The following is a 15,704-nucleotide window of genomic DNA, read 5'->3' on the forward strand; positions in this document are numbered from 1 at the left end:
TTCGGGGGTGCAGTGGCGAAACGACGCGCAACACCGGCCCATGTGACGCTCGACGTCGTCGCCCGCCGGGCCGGTGTCTCCCTGGCCACGGCGTCGCGGGCCCTCAACGGCGCCACCAGCGTCCGGGAGGATCTGCGCCGGCGGGTGCGCGCGGCGGCCGAACTGCTCGGCTACGTCCCCAACGCCCATGCCCAGGCCCTCGCCAGCGCCTCCAACAGCACCGTCGGCCTCATCTGCCACGACGTCGGCGATCCCTACTTCGCCGCCATCGCCGACGGTGTGATGCGGGCGGCCGCCGAGCAGGACGTCCTCGTGGTGCTCGCCAGCACCTTCCGCGAACCGGACCGGGAGATCGCCTACGTCTCCACCCTGCGCGCCCAGCGGGCCCGCGCCATCCTGCTGATCGGCTCCGGTTTCCAGGACCGGGACTGGGAGCGGGCACTGGCGGCCGAGGTGGAACCGTATGTCCGCGCGGGCGGCCGGGTCGCCGTCGTCAGCCGGCACCGCAGTCTGCGGGTGGACTCCGTACTGCCGGAGAACCGGGCGGGCGCCGCCGCCCTCGCCCGGTCTCTCCTGGCCCTCGGGCACCGGGAGTTCGCGGTCCTCACCGGGCCGCCCGAGTTGTCCACCGTCGTCGACCGGCTCGCCGGGTTCCGGCAGGGACTGGCCGAGGCCGGGATCCGGCTCGCGCCGCACAGGGTGGTGCGCGGCACCTTCACCCGGGAGGGCGGCCACACCGCCGCCCGTGAACTGCTGGCCCGCTCCACCCTGCCCACCTGCGTCTTCGCGGTCACCGACGTGATGGCGGTCGGCGCGCTCGCGGCCTTCCGGGAAGCGGGTGTCCGGGTGCCGCAGGACATCTCGCTGGCGGGCTTCGACGACATCCCCCTCGTGCGGGAACTGTCTCCCCCGCTCACCACGGTGGCGCTGCCGCTGACCGCCATGGGACAGGACGTGCTCGCTCTCGCGCTGCGCGAGCCGCGCGGCTCCCGTTCGCGGGTGCTGCGGGTCGGCGGTGAGGTCATCATGCGGGCCAGTACGGCGCCACCGCCCGACTCCCGCGCGGCAGCGGCCGGTTGAGGGGCAGGGAAACGGCCGGCGCAGCGACCCTGACAACGAGATCGGCCCCCGCGAATCCGTCGCGGGGGCCGATATCTGTCCGTTGCGCGTACTCAGCCGACCCGCACCCAGAGGTTGACCTTCGTCCCAGCACCCTGCGCGCAGTAGTACCAACCGCGCTTGTTGATGAAGGAGTTCTCGAAGCCCGCGTTGGCGTTGCAGTCGCTCCAGTTGTTGTACGTGCGGACGTATTCGTTGCTGGCGGCAGACGCCGGAACCGCGGCCGCCACACCCCCGGCGACGACCAGACTGGTGAACGCCGCCCCGACCATCGCTCGCTTGAGCCTCATTCAGTTTCCTTCCAGGTCTGCCCACTTCGATGCGTGCGGGCGTTTGGATGCCTGGTCGTGAACGTAGGCCCGTCACTCGTGTTCAGCCGGTGGAATCTGTGCCTCCTGCACACACGTGCAGTCTCCATGTCTGAACGCGAGCACTTGACTTCCCCGTGGGGCAGTCCGTCACTCCGCCCGGCGGTACTTCCGGACCGCGAGTGTTCTGAAGACGGCGATGATCAGGACGGACCAGATCAGGGAGGCCCAGACCGGGTGCTGCATCGGCCAGGCGTCGGGCGTCTCGAAGCCCGGCGGAAGGTTGCCGAACAGCTCGCGGCAGGCCTGGACCGTGGCGCTGAACGGATTCCACTCGGCGATGTGCCGGAGGAAGTCCGGCATCTGGTTGGCGTCCACAAACGCGTTCGAGATGAACGTCAGCGGGAACAGCCAGATCAGACCGCCCGACGTGGCCGCCTCCGGTGTCCGCACCGAGAGACCGATGAGCGCGCCGATCCACGAGAACGCGTAACCGAGCAGGAGCAGCAGACCGAAGCCGGCCAGCACCTTGCCGAGGTTCTCATGGGTGCGCCAGCCGATGAGCAGGGAGACACCCGCCAGGACGACCAGGGTGAGCGCCGTCTGCACCAGGTCGGCGACGGTACGGCCGGTGAGCACCGCGCCGCGGGTCATGGGCAGCGAGCGGAAGCGGTCGATCAGGCCCTTGTGCATGTCGTCGGCGATGCCCGCACCGGCGCCCGCGGTCGCGAAGGTGACCGTCTGGGCGAAGATGCCGGCCATCAGGAACTCGCGGTACGCCTGCGTGGAGAGGGACGAGCCGACCTGGATCGAACCACCGAACACATAGGTGAACAGCACCACGAACATGATCGGCTGGAACAGCCCAAAGATGATCATCTCGGGAATGCGGCCCATCCGGATCAGGTTCCGGCGGGCGATGACCAGGGAGTCGTTCACGGCGCTCACTTCGTGGTCTCCTTTCTCGGCTTGCGGCCCTTGGGGCTGTCCTGGTCGGGTGTTGTGTCCGCTCCGCCGTTCTCCGCGTCCTTCGCCTCGGCGACATGGCCGGTCAGGGAGAGGAAGACGTCGTCGAGGGTGGGACGGCGCAGACCGATGTCGTCGATCTCGATGCCCCGGCCGTCGAGTTCACGGATGATCTCGGCGAGGAGCTTGGCGCCACCGGTGACGGGCACCGTGAGCTTGCGGGTGTGCTGCTCGATCGTGGTCTCGCCCTTGCCGAGGCCACGCAGCACCTCGGAGGCGGGGGTGATGTCCTCCGGCTGGTGCACCACGACCTCGACGCGCTCACCGCCGGTGCGCGCCTTGAGCTGGTCGGAGGTGCCCCGGGCGATCACCTTGCCGTGGTCGACGACGGCGATGTCGTGGGCGAGGTGGTCGGCCTCCTCCAGATACTGCGTGGTCAGCAGCAGGGTCGTACCGCCCGAGACCAGGTCTCTGATGACCTCCCACAGCTGCTGGCGGTTGCGGGGGTCGAGGCCGGTCGTCGGTTCGTCCATGAACATGACCGGCGGGCGGACCACAAGCGCCGCCGCCAGGTCGAGCCGGCGGCGCATACCGCCGGAGTAGGTCTTGGCGGTCCGGTCCGCCGCGTCCGCGAGATTGAACTGTTCGAGCAGCTCGGCGGCGCGGACCTTGGCGGCCTTGGCCTTCATCTGGTAAAGCTGGCCGACCATCTGAAGGTTCTCGCGGCCGGTCAGGTATTCGTCGACCGCGGCGAACTGGCCGGACAGGCCGATGGAACGCCGTACTTCGTTGGGCTGCTTGAGCACGTCGAGGCCGGCGACGACGGCGCGGCCGCTGTCGGGGCGCAGCAGGGTGGTGAGACAGCGGACGGCGGTTGTCTTGCCCGCTCCGTTCGGCCCGAGCAGGCCCAGTACGGTGCCCTCCGGGACATCGAGGTCGACGCCGTCCAGTGCCCTTACGTCGCCGAAGGTCTTGACCAGGCCTTCGGCGTAGATGGCGCCTGGCATATCAGTCTCCACTGGGTCAGGAATGATTCGAGAAGCGTAGGTTTTGCTGTTCTGGTCCGCCTGGGGTACGGCGAGATCGGTGCCACGCGGCACACCATAACGCGATGTATCGCGTCTCACAACGGATTTAATCCGGATTCGCTGGAGTGGGTGACAAACCGGCCCTGACCTGGGATTTCCTCTCCCAGAAGGTCTCAGTCGACGACCGTGTACCCCGCGTCGCGCAGGGCGTGGCCGACCTCGGCGCAGTGCGCCGGACCCTTCGTCTCCAGGTGCAGCTCGACCTCCACCTCCGTGAGCCCGAGCCGGGGATCGGTCCGTACGTGACTCACGTCGAGGACGTTAGCGTCCGCCACTGACAACACCCCCAGAAGCGTCGCGAGGGCACCGGGACGATCCGTGAGCCGGAGCCGTACGGCCAGGTAGCGGCCCTGCGCGGTCATACCGTGGCGCAGGACGCGCTGCATCAGCACCGGATCGACGTTCCCGCCCGACAGCACCGCGACGACCGGCCCCTCGACACCCCGCGCACCGCTCAGCAGCGCGGCAACCGGGCTCGCCCCGGCCGGCTCCACCACCAGCTTCGCCCGCTCCAGGCAGAGCAGCAGCGCGGCCGACAGCTCGTCCTCGGTGACCGTACGGACCTCGTCCACCAGCTCGCCGACGATCCCGAACGGCACGTCCCCGGGCCGCCCGACCTTGATGCCGTCGGCCATCGTCGCCGGGTTGTCGATCGCCACCGGGCGCCCCGCCGCCAGCGAGGGCGGATACGACGCCGCGCCCTCCGCCTGCACACCGATGATCCGCACGTCCGGGCGCAGCGCCTTCACGGCGACGGCGACACCGGCCGCGAGTCCGCCGCCGCCGATCCCGACGACGATCGTGCGCACCTCGGGGCACTGCTCCAGGATCTCCAGGCCGACCGTGCCCTGCCCCGCGATGATGTCGGGGTGGTCGAAGGGGTGGATGAACACCGCGCCCGTCGTGTCCGCGTACTCCTGCGCGGCGGCCAGCGTCTCGTCGACCACATGACCGTGCAGGCGCACCTCGGCGCCGTAGTCCCGGGTCGCGCTGATCTTCGGCAGCGGGGCGCCCTTGGGCATGAACACCGTGGCGCGCACCCCGAGCAGCGCGGACGCGAGGGCCACACCCTGCGCGTGGTTGCCGGCGCTCGCCGCCACCACACCGGCCGCCCGCTCCTCGGGCAGCAGCCCGGCGATCCGTACATACGCCCCGCGCAGCTTGAACGAACCCGTCCGCTGGAGGTTCTCGCACTTGAGCTGCACCGGCGCGCCGACCAGCTGGGTCAGATAGCGGCTGCCCTCCATGGCGGTCACCCGCGCGACCCCCGTCAGCATCTTCTGCGCACCGCACACGTCGTCGAGCGTGACCGGCGGCGGAGGGGTGCTCCTGCGGTGGTTCATCGTTCAAGTCTCGCAGTTCACAGGCGTCGCGCGCGGTTGTGACCAAGCACCGAGACAGGTTTACGCAGCGCCGGTACGACCTGCCTTTCATCCGCGTACCCTGTCCCCCAACCTGGCACCCAGCATGAAGTGAGCCCCCGGCCATGCCCACAACACCTGAAATGTCGATGGACATGACGACCGTCGGTGACACCGGTCTTCTCGACACGTTGCAGCACGAGGTGGCGGTGTTCGCGCGCCGCGCCGAACAGACGCGGCTCGGCGGCGTGGGACAGGTGCGCAACTCCATGGACCGCGCCGCGTACCTGCTGCTCAACCGGCTCGACAAGGAAGGCCCGATGGGCGTCAAGGCGCTCGCGTCGAGCATGGGCATCGACTCCTCGACGGTCACCCGGCAGGTGGCCCCGCTCGTCGACACCGGCCTGGTCAAGCGCACCTCGCACCCCGAGGACGGCCGCGCGGTGGTGCTCCAGCTGTCCCCGCGCGGACTGTCCCGCCTGGAGGAGGTCCGCTCGTCGAGGCGTCAGCTGATGGCCGAGCTGACACACGACTGGGCGCCGGAGGAGCGCGAGCAGTTCTGCACGCTCCTCACCCGCTTCAACAGCGCGCTGTCCACGCGGATGGCGGCCCAGGGCGTACCGGTGGCGGAGCCGTCGAACGGCTCCTGACGACGGCTGCCTCCAGCGGGCGCTGCGCGGCTCTTGACCGGTGGGGCGTGGCTGGCCTCATATGAGACCCGAGGGGCGTGGCCGGCCTCTCGTACGGAATCGCGGCGCGGCGGCCGGTCGGTGAGACGGGGCCGTCCAGAAGCAGGCTCCCGGGGGCGGGTTGTGGCGTAGACGGTCTGCGGTCGTCGTACGACACGGTCGCCGTGTACGACAGGGCCGCGTACGACAGGGTCGGGATCCGTCCGTCAGATCGGCCTCAGGCGGGAGGCACGGTGCGAGAACGGCGTACGTCCCAAGGCACGCGCCGGGACCGGGAGTTCGCGGCGTTCGTCGCGGGCGCGGCCGGCCGGCTGCTGCACACCGCCACGCTGCTCACGGCGGAGCGGCCGGGCGACAACCCGCGCGCGCGGCACCTCCTCACGCTCGCCCTGGCCCACACGTACGCGTGCTGGGACCGGCTGCGCGGCGAGGACCCGTACAACTGTGCCCGCCAGCACCTCGCCAACCGCTTCGCCCGCGCGGCGTGGCATCAGTACGGCGCGCTCGGCCGGGCCCGCCCGCACCCGGGCAGCCCCCTGGCCGGCCTCAATCCGCAGGAACGCCTGATCCTCGTACTGCGGCTCTACGAGGGGGTCGCCGAGGAACAGGCCGCCGCGCTGCTCGGCCTGCCTCCGGAACGGGTACGCGCCATCTGCGACCGCGCGACGGCAACGCTGGTCCACCCACCGAGGGGCCCCGCCCCCGCGGTGACCGCGGCGAAGGCGGCGACATCATGAGGTCGGGTGGGGTGGGGCCGGGCGGGTTTCGGGGGTGCGGGGTGAGCCGACGTCTTCTCGACGGCATCGCGCGCGTGTCGGGGCATCGCCCGTGTGACGGCAGGGGTGGGCGATGAGCCGGGGGGAGCGGGAGGCCGCGGCTCGGCGGATCATGGAGCGGACGCCGCCGTCCGTGCCGCCGGAGCTGTGCGCGGAGGCCGTGCGCCGGGGCAGCCGTCTGCTGCGGCGCCGCAGGATCGCGCTGCGTCTGCTGTGGCTGCTGATGCTGGCCGCGACGGTCGCGTTCGCCGTCTGGGCGCTGACCGCGCGCCCGTGGGTGGAGCCGCCGTCGGTGACGACTCCACCGCTCACGGGATGGTGACCCGGGCCCGCGCGGGAGACGGACCTACCCGCGCGGCGCCGTACCAGCCGTACCAGCCGTACCAGCCGTACCAGCCGTACTAGCCGATCGCCTGCTGGAGGTCTTCCAGGAGGTCGTCGACGTTCTCGATGCCCACGGACAGACGCACCAGGTCGCCGGGGACCTCAAGGGCGGAGCCGGCCACGGACGCGTGGGTCATCCGGCCCGGGTGCTCGATCAGCGACTCGACACCGCCGAGGGACTCGCCCAGCGTGAAGATCTTGGCGCGGTTGCAGACCTCGACCGCCGCCTCCTCGCCGCCCTCCACCTGGAAGGAGACCATGCCGCCGAAGGCCCGCATCTGCTTGGCGGCGACCTCGTGGCCGGGGTGGTCGGGCAGCCCCGGGTACAGCACGCGCGTCACGCGCGGGTGCCGGGTCAGCATGTCGGCGATCTTCGTGGCGTTCTCGCTGTGCCGGTCCATACGGACGGACAGCGTCTTGGCGCCGCGCAGCACCAGCCAGGAGTCGAAGGGGCCGGCAACGGCACCCATGGCGTTCTGGTGGTAGGCCAGTTCCTCGCCGAGCGTCTCGTCGCCGACGACCAGGGCACCGCCGACAACGTCGGAGTGGCCGCCCATGTACTTGGTCAGGGAGTGCACCACGACGTCGGCGCCGAGGGCCAGCGGCTGCTGGAGGTAGGGCGTGGCGAAGGTGTTGTCGACGACGAGCCGGGCGCCGGCGTCCCGGGCGATCTGGGCGACGGCGGCGATGTCGGTGATGCCGAGCAGCGGGTTGGAGGGGGTCTCCACCCAGACGGCCTTGGTCTTGGGCGTGATCGCGGCGCGGACGGCCGCGGGGTCGCTGGTGTCGGCGACGGACCACTCCACACCCCAGCGGGCGACGACCTTGGCGAACAGCCGGAACGTGCCGCCGTAGGCGTCGTTCGGGATGACCACGTGGTCACCGGGGCTGAGCAGCGTACGCAACAGGCAGTCCTCGGCCGCCAGTCCGGACGCGAAGGCCAGACCCCGGCGACCGCCCTCGAGCGCCGCGAGGTTCTCCTCCAGGGCGGTCCGGGTCGGGTTGGCGCTGCGGCTGTACTCGTAACCGCCGCGCAGGCCGCCGACGCCGTCCTGCTTGTAGGTGGACACCTGGTAGATCGGCGGGACGACCGCGCCGGTCAGGGGATCGGCGGTGTTGCCCGCGTGGATCGCGAGGGTCTCGAAGTGCTGACTGATGTGCCTGTCGCTCATGGGTCCCGAGGGTAGTCGGCCCGCGGCGCGGACGTCGGACGGCGGGTCGGGCGCGGGACGAGCGCGGGACGAGTGACGGACTTGCGGCGGGCGGTCGGCGGACGGGGTCGGGGCTGGGGCCGGGGTCCGGGCCGGGGAGTTTTCCACAGGCCGGGGTCCGGGTTGGCCAATTGTCGGCGTGGTCTGGTTCGCTTGAGTCATGGAGATTCTCTGGGTCCTGTTGGCCCTGCTCATGCTGGGCTTCGTCGTGGGTCCGCTCGCCCTGCGCCGGCGGCGCGGCATCGAGCTGGTCCCGCCCGGGCACCCGGACGCGGCCGATCCCGCGAACTACGGCTTTGTGCTCCAGGAGGAGCTGGACATCCGGATGCCGGGCCCCGACAAGGACCTGCTGGACGTGCTGGACCTGGTGCAGCGCACGCAGGACTACCGCGCGGCGGCACAGTTGCTCGCGGGCACCGCCGCGGAGGGTGAGCTGCGGTGGCAGCGTGTGCAGGCCTTCGCGGGCGCGGCGTCGCTGGAGTTGCAGCAGCGGCCGAGCGGGGTCAGTGACACGCCGGGCGGGCAGTGGCTGCGGGTGTGGCGCGCGGAGCACCCGAAGGACGCGGGCGGGGCTGCGGTGCACGCCGAGTTCCTGGTGCAGCAGGCGTGGCGGACGGCCGCGCCCGGCACGGACGACTTCCGGATCATCATCGAGGAGGCGAAGACGGCGTGCGGCGAGGCGGCGCTGCTCGCTCCCGGTGACCCGATCCCGTACATCGTGGAGCTGTCGGTGGCGCGCGGGCTCGGGTATCCGCGGGAGGAGTTCGAGCAGCTCTGGCTGAAGATCCTGGACCGGGCTCCGGCGCACATGGGCGCGCATCTGGCGGCGCTGCACTACTGGTGCGAGAAGTGGCACGGGTCGCGGGAGCTGGCGTACTCGTTCGCGGAGGCGGCCGCGGCGCGGGCGCCGCGGGGTTCGCTGCTGGCGGCGATGCCGCTGTTCGCGGTCTTCGAGCACCTGCCCGAGGTGAACCTGGTCGCCAGCTTCTACCAGAGCGAGGTCGTGACCAGGGCGATCCACGGCGCGCTGCACGCGGAGCACTCGGCGCGCGCCGACGACCCGATGCTGGCGCACGTGCGCCATCTGCTGGTCTTCTTCCTGGTCCGCTCGGAGCGCTGGGCGGAGGCCATGGGCGAACTCATACACATCGACGGTCATGTGGGCGCCCTGCCGTGGACGCTTTCCCCGGACCCGGCCGCGGAGTTCGCGGTCTACCGTGCACTGGCGGTCGCGGGCTACGAGGCGAACGGCGGCAGTCCGGCGACGCTGCCGCACTGACCCGCCGGGTGGCCCGGAGTTCCGCCGGTGCGGACGGCGTTGAGGCGGGCCGCGCCGGAATCACCGCGGAGCCCGCACGGCCAGACATACAAGCCGGACATACAAGCAGGACATACAAGCCGGGCATACAAGCCGGGCATACAAGCCGGGCATACAAGCTGACGGCAGTGGTGCCCCTGTGACGGGAGCCCCATAGGGTGCCTGCGTGACTGCCACGTTGAGTTCCACGAGAACCCGGACCGCGCTGCGCACTTCGGCGCGGGTCTCCGGGGAGTTGCTGCTCGTATTCGTCATGCTCGCGGTGACTCTGTGGTTGCTGGGGCGGATGTGGTCGATCGTCTGGCCGCTGGTGATCGGCCTGTTGCTGACCACGTTGACCTGGCCGCCGACGCGTTTCCTGCGGAATCGCGGGTGGCGGCCCGCCCTTGCCGCGTCGGCCGTGACGGTGCTGTTCCTCCTGGTCGCGATGGGCGTGGTCGCGCTGATCGCGGTGCCGGTGGCATCGCAGTCCGGGGAGCTGAGCGACGGTGTGTTCAAGGGCGTTCAGGAGTTGCGCGAGTGGGCCGCCGGGCCGCCACTGAACATCGACGACGCGCAGATCAACAAGGCTTTCGACGCCGCGGTCTCCCGCGCGCAGGACGGTCTGGGCAATCTGGCGGGCGCGCTGCTCACGGGCGTGAGCACCGTGGTGAACGGTCTGGTCACCGCCGTACTGGGCCTGTTCCTGATGTTCTTCTTCCTCAAGGACGGCCCGCGGTTCCTGCCGTGGCTGGAGCGTCAGCTGCCCGGCCGACTCGCCAAGGACGTCCCGACCGTCGCGGCGCGCGGCTGGAACACCCTGGGTTCGTTCGTCCGTTCCCAGGCGGCCGTCGGTCTGCTCGACGCCGTCCTGATCGGCCTGGGCCTGTGGATCCTGGACGTGCCCCTGGTGCTTCCGCTGGCGGTACTGACCTTCGTCACCGCGTTCGTGCCGATCATCGGCGCCCTGTTCGCGGGTCTTGTCGCGGTCCTCATCGCGCTGGTCTCCAACGGCCTGACGGACGCGCTGATCGTGCTGGCCATCATCGTGGTGGTGCAGCAGCTCGAGGGCAACGTGTTCCAGCCCATGATCCAGAGCCGCGGACTCGGCCTCCACGCGGCCGTGATCCTGCTGGCGGTGACCCTGGGCGGCAGCCTGGCCGGCATCGTCGGAAGCCTGCTCGCGGTCCCGGTCGCCGCACTGATCGCGGTGGTCTGGGGCTACGTACGTGAGCAACTCCGGGAACCGTCCGAGGACCCGGAGCCCAACACCCCGGACACCGGCGCCACCGCCACCACCACGTCCTAGGCGTCCGCGGCGGTGGGAAGGCCGAGCGGCCGTACGGCGAAACCATCTTCATCATGACAGGTCAGGGCCCGTTTTCGTAGGACGGACGGCACAGCTCCGGCGCCTTGTCCGGCCCCTTCTCCGGCTCGCAGAATCACCGTCATGGATCACACCCACGAGGTCGATCAGGACGCGGTACTGCGGGCACGGACGATGCTGCTCGGATCGGGCCGGCCGAGCGTCGGACGGCAGGTCGAGGCATACCGGGTGCTTTCGCAGGTGAATCCGCTCGTCTATCTGCCGAAGCTGACCAAGGCGCTGCTCTCGTCGGCATACGCGCCGGAGCTGCGGGGCCTGCCGGAGGCACGGCTGGCGCGCTACGCCGAAGCGGCTGCCACGGCACGACGTCTGGACGTCGACGATCCCCACACGGCCGAACTGCTGGTCCGCACGCTGTCGGCGTACCAGCGCGAGCTGTACAACCACGGCCGCCGGGCCGAGGGCTTCGCCGTGTGCGAGGAGATGGCGGCCGCCGGACGGCGGGCCTTCGCGCGGGGGCACGTACCAAGTCCCGTATACGGTCACGGGCCGCTGGCCGTCGCGCTCGCGGAGGACGGCCGTCATCGGGAAGCCGCGGAAATCCGCGGGCAGTTCGTCGAGGCCGCCCGCGCCGACAGTACGGAGAACGCGTCCTTCTGGGACGTGGTCGCACTGGTGGCCGAGCTCGACGCGGCGGGACGTCACGAGGCGGCCCTGGATGTCCTCGGGGACGCAGTGGCCGCGGAGCGGGCCGAAGTCGAGGAGGGAACGAGCTCGTTGGCCATCCTCACGTGGCAACTGGTCCACCGGGCCGGGATACTGGACTCCGCCGGCCGTCACGTCGATGCCCGCAGGACCCGCCAGGAGGCCCTGACCTGGCTGTCGGAGCTGGACATGACGGGCGAACGCAAGAGCTGGAGCAACATCCTGTCGTGGTGGGTCACTCTGTACGCGCTCTCCGGCCGGTCGGCGGAACCGGCGCCGCGTCCTGGTTCACCCGGACCGGCCTTCGGCATGCCGCTTTTCGACTGGTCACCCGCCGTCAGGCACACGTACTTCGAGGCCCGCCCCGTCCTCGAAGAACAGGCCGCCGCTCTACGGGAGCGCGCCGGGGCCGAACCCCGAGAGCACCTGCCCGCCCTGCTGACGCTGCACCGAAGAATCACCATCCGTGCGGCGCTTCACCACGAGAACCGCAGCCACCGCATCCTGAAACCCCTCCGCCCGCTGTTCGACGAAGGCGTGTCACTCGCCCGCCGGCTGACCGACGCGACCACCGCACAGGAGGGCCGAGCGGCCCTGGCCCAGGCCCTGACCGACCGCTCCATGTTCCTCATTGCGGCCAAACAGTACGGCGAGGCCTACGACGACTACCGCGAGGTCGTCGACCTGCCGGCCTGAACCGGCCGGAGCACAGCAGATCTCACCGGCCCCGCGCGCCGACGGCGTCGTCCGCGGGGTCCGGTTCTCGGGCTCGGGTGGGGCCGCCCTTGGTCGTCAGCTCTGGGTGCGGGCCGGGAGGCGCCAGCCCGGGCGGGGGAAGTGGCAGGTGTAGCCGTTGGGGTAGCGCTCCAGGTAGTCCTGGTGCTCCGGCTCGGCCTCCCAGAAGGGGCCGACCGGCTCGACCTCGGTGACGACCTTGCCGGGCCACAGGCCGGACGCGTCGACGTCCGCGATCGTGTCCTCGGCGACGCGCTTCTGCTCGTCGTCGACGTAGTAGATCGCCGAGCGGTAGCTGAGGCCGATGTCGTTGCCCTGGCGGTCCTTGGTGCTCGGGTCGTGGATCTGGAAGAAGAACTCCAGCAGCGCGCGGTAGTCGGTCTGCTCGGGGTCGTAGAGGATCTCGATGGCCTCCGCGTGTGTGCCGTGGTTGCGGTACGTCGCGTTCGGCACGTCACCCCCGGTGTATCCGACGCGGGTCGCCGTCACGCCCGGGAGCTTGCGGATCAGGTCCTGCATCCCCCAGAAGCATCCGCCCGCGAGCACGGCCCTCTGCGTCTGCACAGCCATGACAACCCTCCATCGTGAGTCAGCTCGATCGTTCGGGCCGGTCGGCTCGGACATCGCGGATCGCCGCGCGGCCGTATCGCCGTATCCCTTACCCACTGGACTCAACGCACGGGGATCCCGCGCGATTCCGGGCCCTCTCCCCCGCACACCATCTTGACGCTTTGTGAACTGAAGATATCCTCAGTGTTGAGGAAATCATCAATCAAAGGCCGCGTCCCCTCCCCCTCCCTCCCCCCGAACCCCTGCAAGCACGCTCGAAGGAGAGCCGTCCATGCTGGTGAGAGAAGCCGATTCCGAGGCCACCGACGTGGTGATCGTCGGGTACGGACCCGTCGGCGCGATGGTGGCGAACCTGCTCGGACAGGCCGGGATCAGAACGATCGTCCTGGAGCGGGACGCCGAACCGTTCACCGTGCCGCGCGCGGGCGCCACCGACGACGAGGTGCTGCGGGTCTTTCAGGCGGCGGGCCTGGTGGACCGGCTGCTCCCGCTGATCGACCTGGGGCAGAGCACGGAGTTCCTGTCGGCGCAGGGCGACCCGCTGGTGACGATGCGGCCCGGCGGACGGCGGAACGGGTTTCCGCAGCTCGCGTTCTTCTACCAGCCCGAGCTGGAGCGGGTCCTGCGCGAGGGGGTCGCGCGATACCCGCACGTCAGCGTACGGATGGGGGTCCGCGTGGAGGGCCTTCAGGACGACACCGACGAGGGCGAGGAGGGCGAAAAGGGCATTGAAGGTGAGGGAGGCGGTGGCGGCGGCGGTGTGACCGTGTGGGCCCGTGCCGGGGACCACGGGCGGCAGACCGCCATCCGCGCGCGGTACGTCGTCGCCTGCGACGGCGGACGCAGCACCGTACGCAATCTCCGGTCCATCGAGTTCACCGGCTCCACGTTCGCGCAGCCGTGGCTCGTCGTCGACGCCGAGCTGGAGGCACCGCTGGCCGGTGTCACGTCGTTCCAGTTCATCGGGGACCCGGACCGTCCCGGGGTGACCCTGCCGTTGCCGGGCACGCACCACCGGTGGGAGTTCATGGTGCTGCCGGGCGAGGACCACACCGAGTTCGCGAGCCTGGAGAACGCCCGCCGGCTCGTCTCCCCGTGGGTCGACCCGGACCGGATCACGATTCTCCGGCACGTCGTGTACACGTTTCACGCGCGCGCCGCGGCCCGGTGGCGCTCGGGCCGGGTACTGCTCGCCGGGGACGCGGCCCACCTCATGCCGCCGTTCGCGGGGCAGGGGCTGAGTTCGGGTCTGCGGGACGCCCACAATCTCGCCTGGAAGCTCGCGACCGTCGTCGCGGACGGCGCCGACCCCGCGCTGCTCGACAGCTACGAGACCGAGCGGCGTCCGCACGTCACGCGGATGACCCGGCTGACGCGCTTCTCCGGCGCCCTGGTCCAGACGCGGCGCCGGCGCCTCGCCGCGGCGCGGGACGCCGTACTGAAGAAGGCCGCGTACGTGCCGTACTTCACGGAAGGACGGTTCAAGCCGGGGCTTCGGTACGCGTCCGGGGCGTTCGACGGCTCGCGCCGGCGCGCGGGTGCCGGGCACGCGTTCCCGCAGCCGACGGTCCGTACGGCGCGGGGGCGACTGACGCCCCTCGACGATCTGCTGGGCAGCGGCTGGGCGATCGTCGGCCGCGATCTCGATCCGCAGGTCCATCTGGGCGCGGAGAGCCGGGCGCTGTGGGTGTCGCTGGGCGCCACGTACCTCTCCGTCGGTCGTCCCGGTGGTTCCGGTGGGCTTGGCCGTGCCGGCCGGCGCCGCCGCCGTATGCCCGGTGAGGCCGGCACCGTCGTGGTCGAGGACCTCGACGGCTACGCACTCGACTTCTTCGACCGGTACGGCGGTGACTTCGCGGTCGTACGGCCGGACCGCATCGTGTTCGCGATGCCCGACGTCCGTGACCTGGACGGGGTGGCGGAGCTGTACCGGTCGCTGGTGTGCCGCAACGTGCCCCGTCCGGCGCCCCGCCTCCGCTTCACCCCGTCGAACCCGGCCTGGTCCCCGAACGGGGTCCGTAACGAGGCCCGGAGCGAGATCCAGAACGAGGTCCGGAGCGAGATCCAGAACGAGGTCCGGTCCCCCACCCTCACCCCCCACCCCCCGAAGGAGGTCGGCCGCGCATGATTCTCGTCATTGGGGCCACCGGAAAGATCGGCGGCGAGGTCGCCCGCCTGCTCGTCGCGGCGGGTTCGCCGGTACGAGCCCTCGTCCGCGACCCGTCGAAGGCCACCGCACTCGCCGCCCGGGGAGTCGGACTGGCGACCGGCGACCTGACGGACACCGCCTCCCTCGACGCGGCGATGCGCGGCGCCGAACGCGTGTTCCTCGTATCGGGCCAGGACCTCCGGCAGGCCGAACTCCAGGGCAACGCCGTCGACGCCGCCGTCCGCGCCGAGGTCGGCCACATCGTCAAGGTGTCCGGCATCGCGCCCTCGGTCTCGCCCGGCGGCCCGGCGGAGATCGGCCGCCAGCACTGGCGTACCGAACACCGGATCGAGGAGAGCGGTGTGCCGTTCACCTTCCTGCGTCCCGGTTTCTTTATGCAGAACCTCCTCGAAACGGCGGCCCCGATGGTCTCCCGGCTCGGCCTGCTCGCCGCGCCGATGGCCCGCGCGCCGATCGCGATGGTCGACGCCCGGGACATCGCCGCCGTCGCCACCGAGGTCCTGACCAGCGAGAACCACTACGAGCGGGTGTACGACGTCACCGGGCCGCGCGCGTTCCCGTACGCGGAACTCGCCGCGATCCTCACGCGCGCGACCGGGCAACGGGTCCGGTACGTCCACACGCCTCCCGCGCTCGCCGCGACCGTGCTCCGGCGGCAGGGCAGGCCCGACTGGCAGATCGAGCATCTCGTCGAGATGGCGGAGCTGTTCCGGGCGGGGGCGGGCGCGACGGTCAGCGGGACCGTACGGGAGCTGACCGGGCTGGCACCGCGGAGCATCGAGGGGTTCGCCGCGGAGTACGCGGGTGCGTTCGACCAGGGTGGCGGGGCGCGGCTCCTCCGGCCGGCGGCGCGGATCGGTCTCACGGTGGCGGGGCGGGCGGCCGGCGTATCGCGGTCCGGGCGGCGGCACCGCGCCGGGTGAGCGTCGATTCGGCCTTGACGGTATCGGCTAACTGCATTAGCTTTTAGCTAACAGCATTAGCCGATGCCGGAAACC

Annotated in this window: 15 protein-coding genes; 9 read left to right on the forward strand and 6 right to left on the reverse strand. The window is 71.0% G+C overall.

The annotated features are described in order from the left end of the window. Nucleotides 1-42: 42 nt before the first annotated feature. Entirely contained in the window at nt 43-1,080 is a 1,038-nt protein-coding gene (locus ACIQAC_RS12170; RefSeq protein ID WP_402189592.1) for a LacI family DNA-binding transcriptional regulator, read from the forward strand. A gap of 92 nt (nt 1,081-1,172) precedes the next feature. On the opposite strand, the gene ACIQAC_RS12175 is transcribed toward ACIQAC_RS12170, so the two are convergent. The 4 genes from ACIQAC_RS12175 to ilvA form a co-directional block, all read right to left on the reverse strand. Further along, on the reverse strand, nt 1,173-1,409 hold the full coding sequence (locus tag ACIQAC_RS12175; RefSeq protein WP_402189595.1) for a hypothetical protein: 237 nt from the start codon (nt 1,407-1,409) through the stop codon (nt 1,173-1,175). Nucleotides 1,410-1,577: 168 nt separating this feature from the next. Next, nucleotides 1,578-2,324 carry an ABC transporter permease gene (locus ACIQAC_RS12180; protein ID WP_402190667.1) on the reverse strand — a complete coding sequence of 249 codons (747 nt, stop codon included), beginning with the start codon at nt 2,322-2,324 and terminating at the stop codon, nt 1,578-1,580. Nucleotides 2,325-2,371: 47 nt separating this feature from the next. Next, nucleotides 2,372-3,400: an ATP-binding cassette domain-containing protein gene (locus ACIQAC_RS12185; protein WP_402189597.1), complete on the reverse strand. Its 1,029-nt coding sequence runs from the start codon at nt 3,398-3,400 to the stop codon at nt 2,372-2,374. 194 nt (nt 3,401-3,594) lie between these two features. Beyond that, entirely contained in the window at nt 3,595-4,824 is a 1,230-nt protein-coding gene (gene ilvA, locus ACIQAC_RS12190; protein WP_402189600.1) for a threonine ammonia-lyase, read from the reverse strand. A gap of 161 nt (nt 4,825-4,985) precedes the next feature. On the opposite strand from ilvA, the gene ACIQAC_RS12195 reads away from it, so the two are divergent. The 3 genes from ACIQAC_RS12195 (at nt 4,986) to ACIQAC_RS12205 (ending at nt 6,629) form a co-directional block, all read left to right on the forward strand. Beyond that, the gene (locus ACIQAC_RS12195; RefSeq protein WP_402190670.1) at nt 4,986-5,492 is read left to right on the forward strand and encodes a MarR family winged helix-turn-helix transcriptional regulator; all 507 of its coding nucleotides are present in this window, start codon (nt 4,986-4,988) and stop codon (nt 5,490-5,492) included. Between the two features lie 272 nt (nt 5,493-5,764). After that, on the forward strand, nt 5,765-6,268 hold the full coding sequence (locus ACIQAC_RS12200; protein ID WP_402189603.1) for a sigma factor-like helix-turn-helix DNA-binding protein: 504 nt from the start codon (nt 5,765-5,767) through the stop codon (nt 6,266-6,268). Nucleotides 6,269-6,380: 112 nt separating this feature from the next. Next, on the forward strand, nt 6,381-6,629 hold the full coding sequence (locus ACIQAC_RS12205) for a hypothetical protein (RefSeq protein WP_402189605.1): 249 nt from the start codon (nt 6,381-6,383) through the stop codon (nt 6,627-6,629). A 79-nt stretch (nt 6,630-6,708) separates the two neighbouring features. Here ACIQAC_RS12205 and ACIQAC_RS12210 read toward each other — a convergent pair whose 3' ends face one another. Continuing rightward, entirely contained in the window at nt 6,709-7,863 is a 1,155-nt protein-coding gene (locus ACIQAC_RS12210; protein WP_402189606.1) for a cystathionine gamma-synthase, read from the reverse strand. Nucleotides 7,864-8,062: 199 nt separating this feature from the next. On the opposite strand from ACIQAC_RS12210, the gene ACIQAC_RS12215 reads away from it, so the two are divergent. From ACIQAC_RS12215 to ACIQAC_RS12225, 3 genes are all read left to right on the forward strand, one after another. Beyond that, nucleotides 8,063-9,181 carry a hypothetical protein gene (locus ACIQAC_RS12215; RefSeq protein WP_402189607.1) on the forward strand — a complete coding sequence of 373 codons (1,119 nt, stop codon included), beginning with the start codon at nt 8,063-8,065 and terminating at the stop codon, nt 9,179-9,181. Between the two features lie 205 nt (nt 9,182-9,386). Then, a complete protein-coding gene (locus tag ACIQAC_RS12220; RefSeq protein ID WP_402189609.1) occupies nt 9,387-10,508 on the forward strand; it encodes an AI-2E family transporter in 1,122 nt (373 codons plus the stop codon). Nucleotides 10,509-10,649: 141 nt separating this feature from the next. Further along, on the forward strand, nt 10,650-11,927 hold the full coding sequence (locus ACIQAC_RS12225) for a hypothetical protein (protein WP_402189612.1): 1,278 nt from the start codon (nt 10,650-10,652) through the stop codon (nt 11,925-11,927). A gap of 96 nt (nt 11,928-12,023) precedes the next feature. Here ACIQAC_RS12225 and msrA read toward each other — a convergent pair whose 3' ends face one another. Next, on the reverse strand, nt 12,024-12,536 hold the full coding sequence (msrA, locus tag ACIQAC_RS12230) for a peptide-methionine (S)-S-oxide reductase MsrA (protein ID WP_402189613.1): 513 nt from the start codon (nt 12,534-12,536) through the stop codon (nt 12,024-12,026). A 271-nt stretch (nt 12,537-12,807) separates the two neighbouring features. Between msrA and ACIQAC_RS12235 the strand changes: the two genes are divergently transcribed. Continuing rightward, complete coding sequence (locus ACIQAC_RS12235) at nt 12,808-14,664, forward strand: bifunctional 3-(3-hydroxy-phenyl)propionate/3-hydroxycinnamic acid hydroxylase (protein WP_402189615.1); 1,857 nt, start codon at nt 12,808-12,810, stop codon at nt 14,662-14,664. After that, nucleotides 14,661-15,629, forward strand: a complete 969-nt coding sequence (locus ACIQAC_RS12240; protein ID WP_402189617.1) for an SDR family oxidoreductase — start codon at nt 14,661-14,663, stop codon at nt 15,627-15,629. Before ACIQAC_RS12235 ends, ACIQAC_RS12240 begins: the two co-directional genes overlap by 4 nt. Nucleotides 15,630-15,704: the final 75 nt, after the last annotated feature.

The organism is Streptomyces sp. NPDC088387 (assembly GCF_044753385.1).
GTDB lineage: Bacteria > Actinomycetota > Actinomycetes > Streptomycetales > Streptomycetaceae > Streptomyces.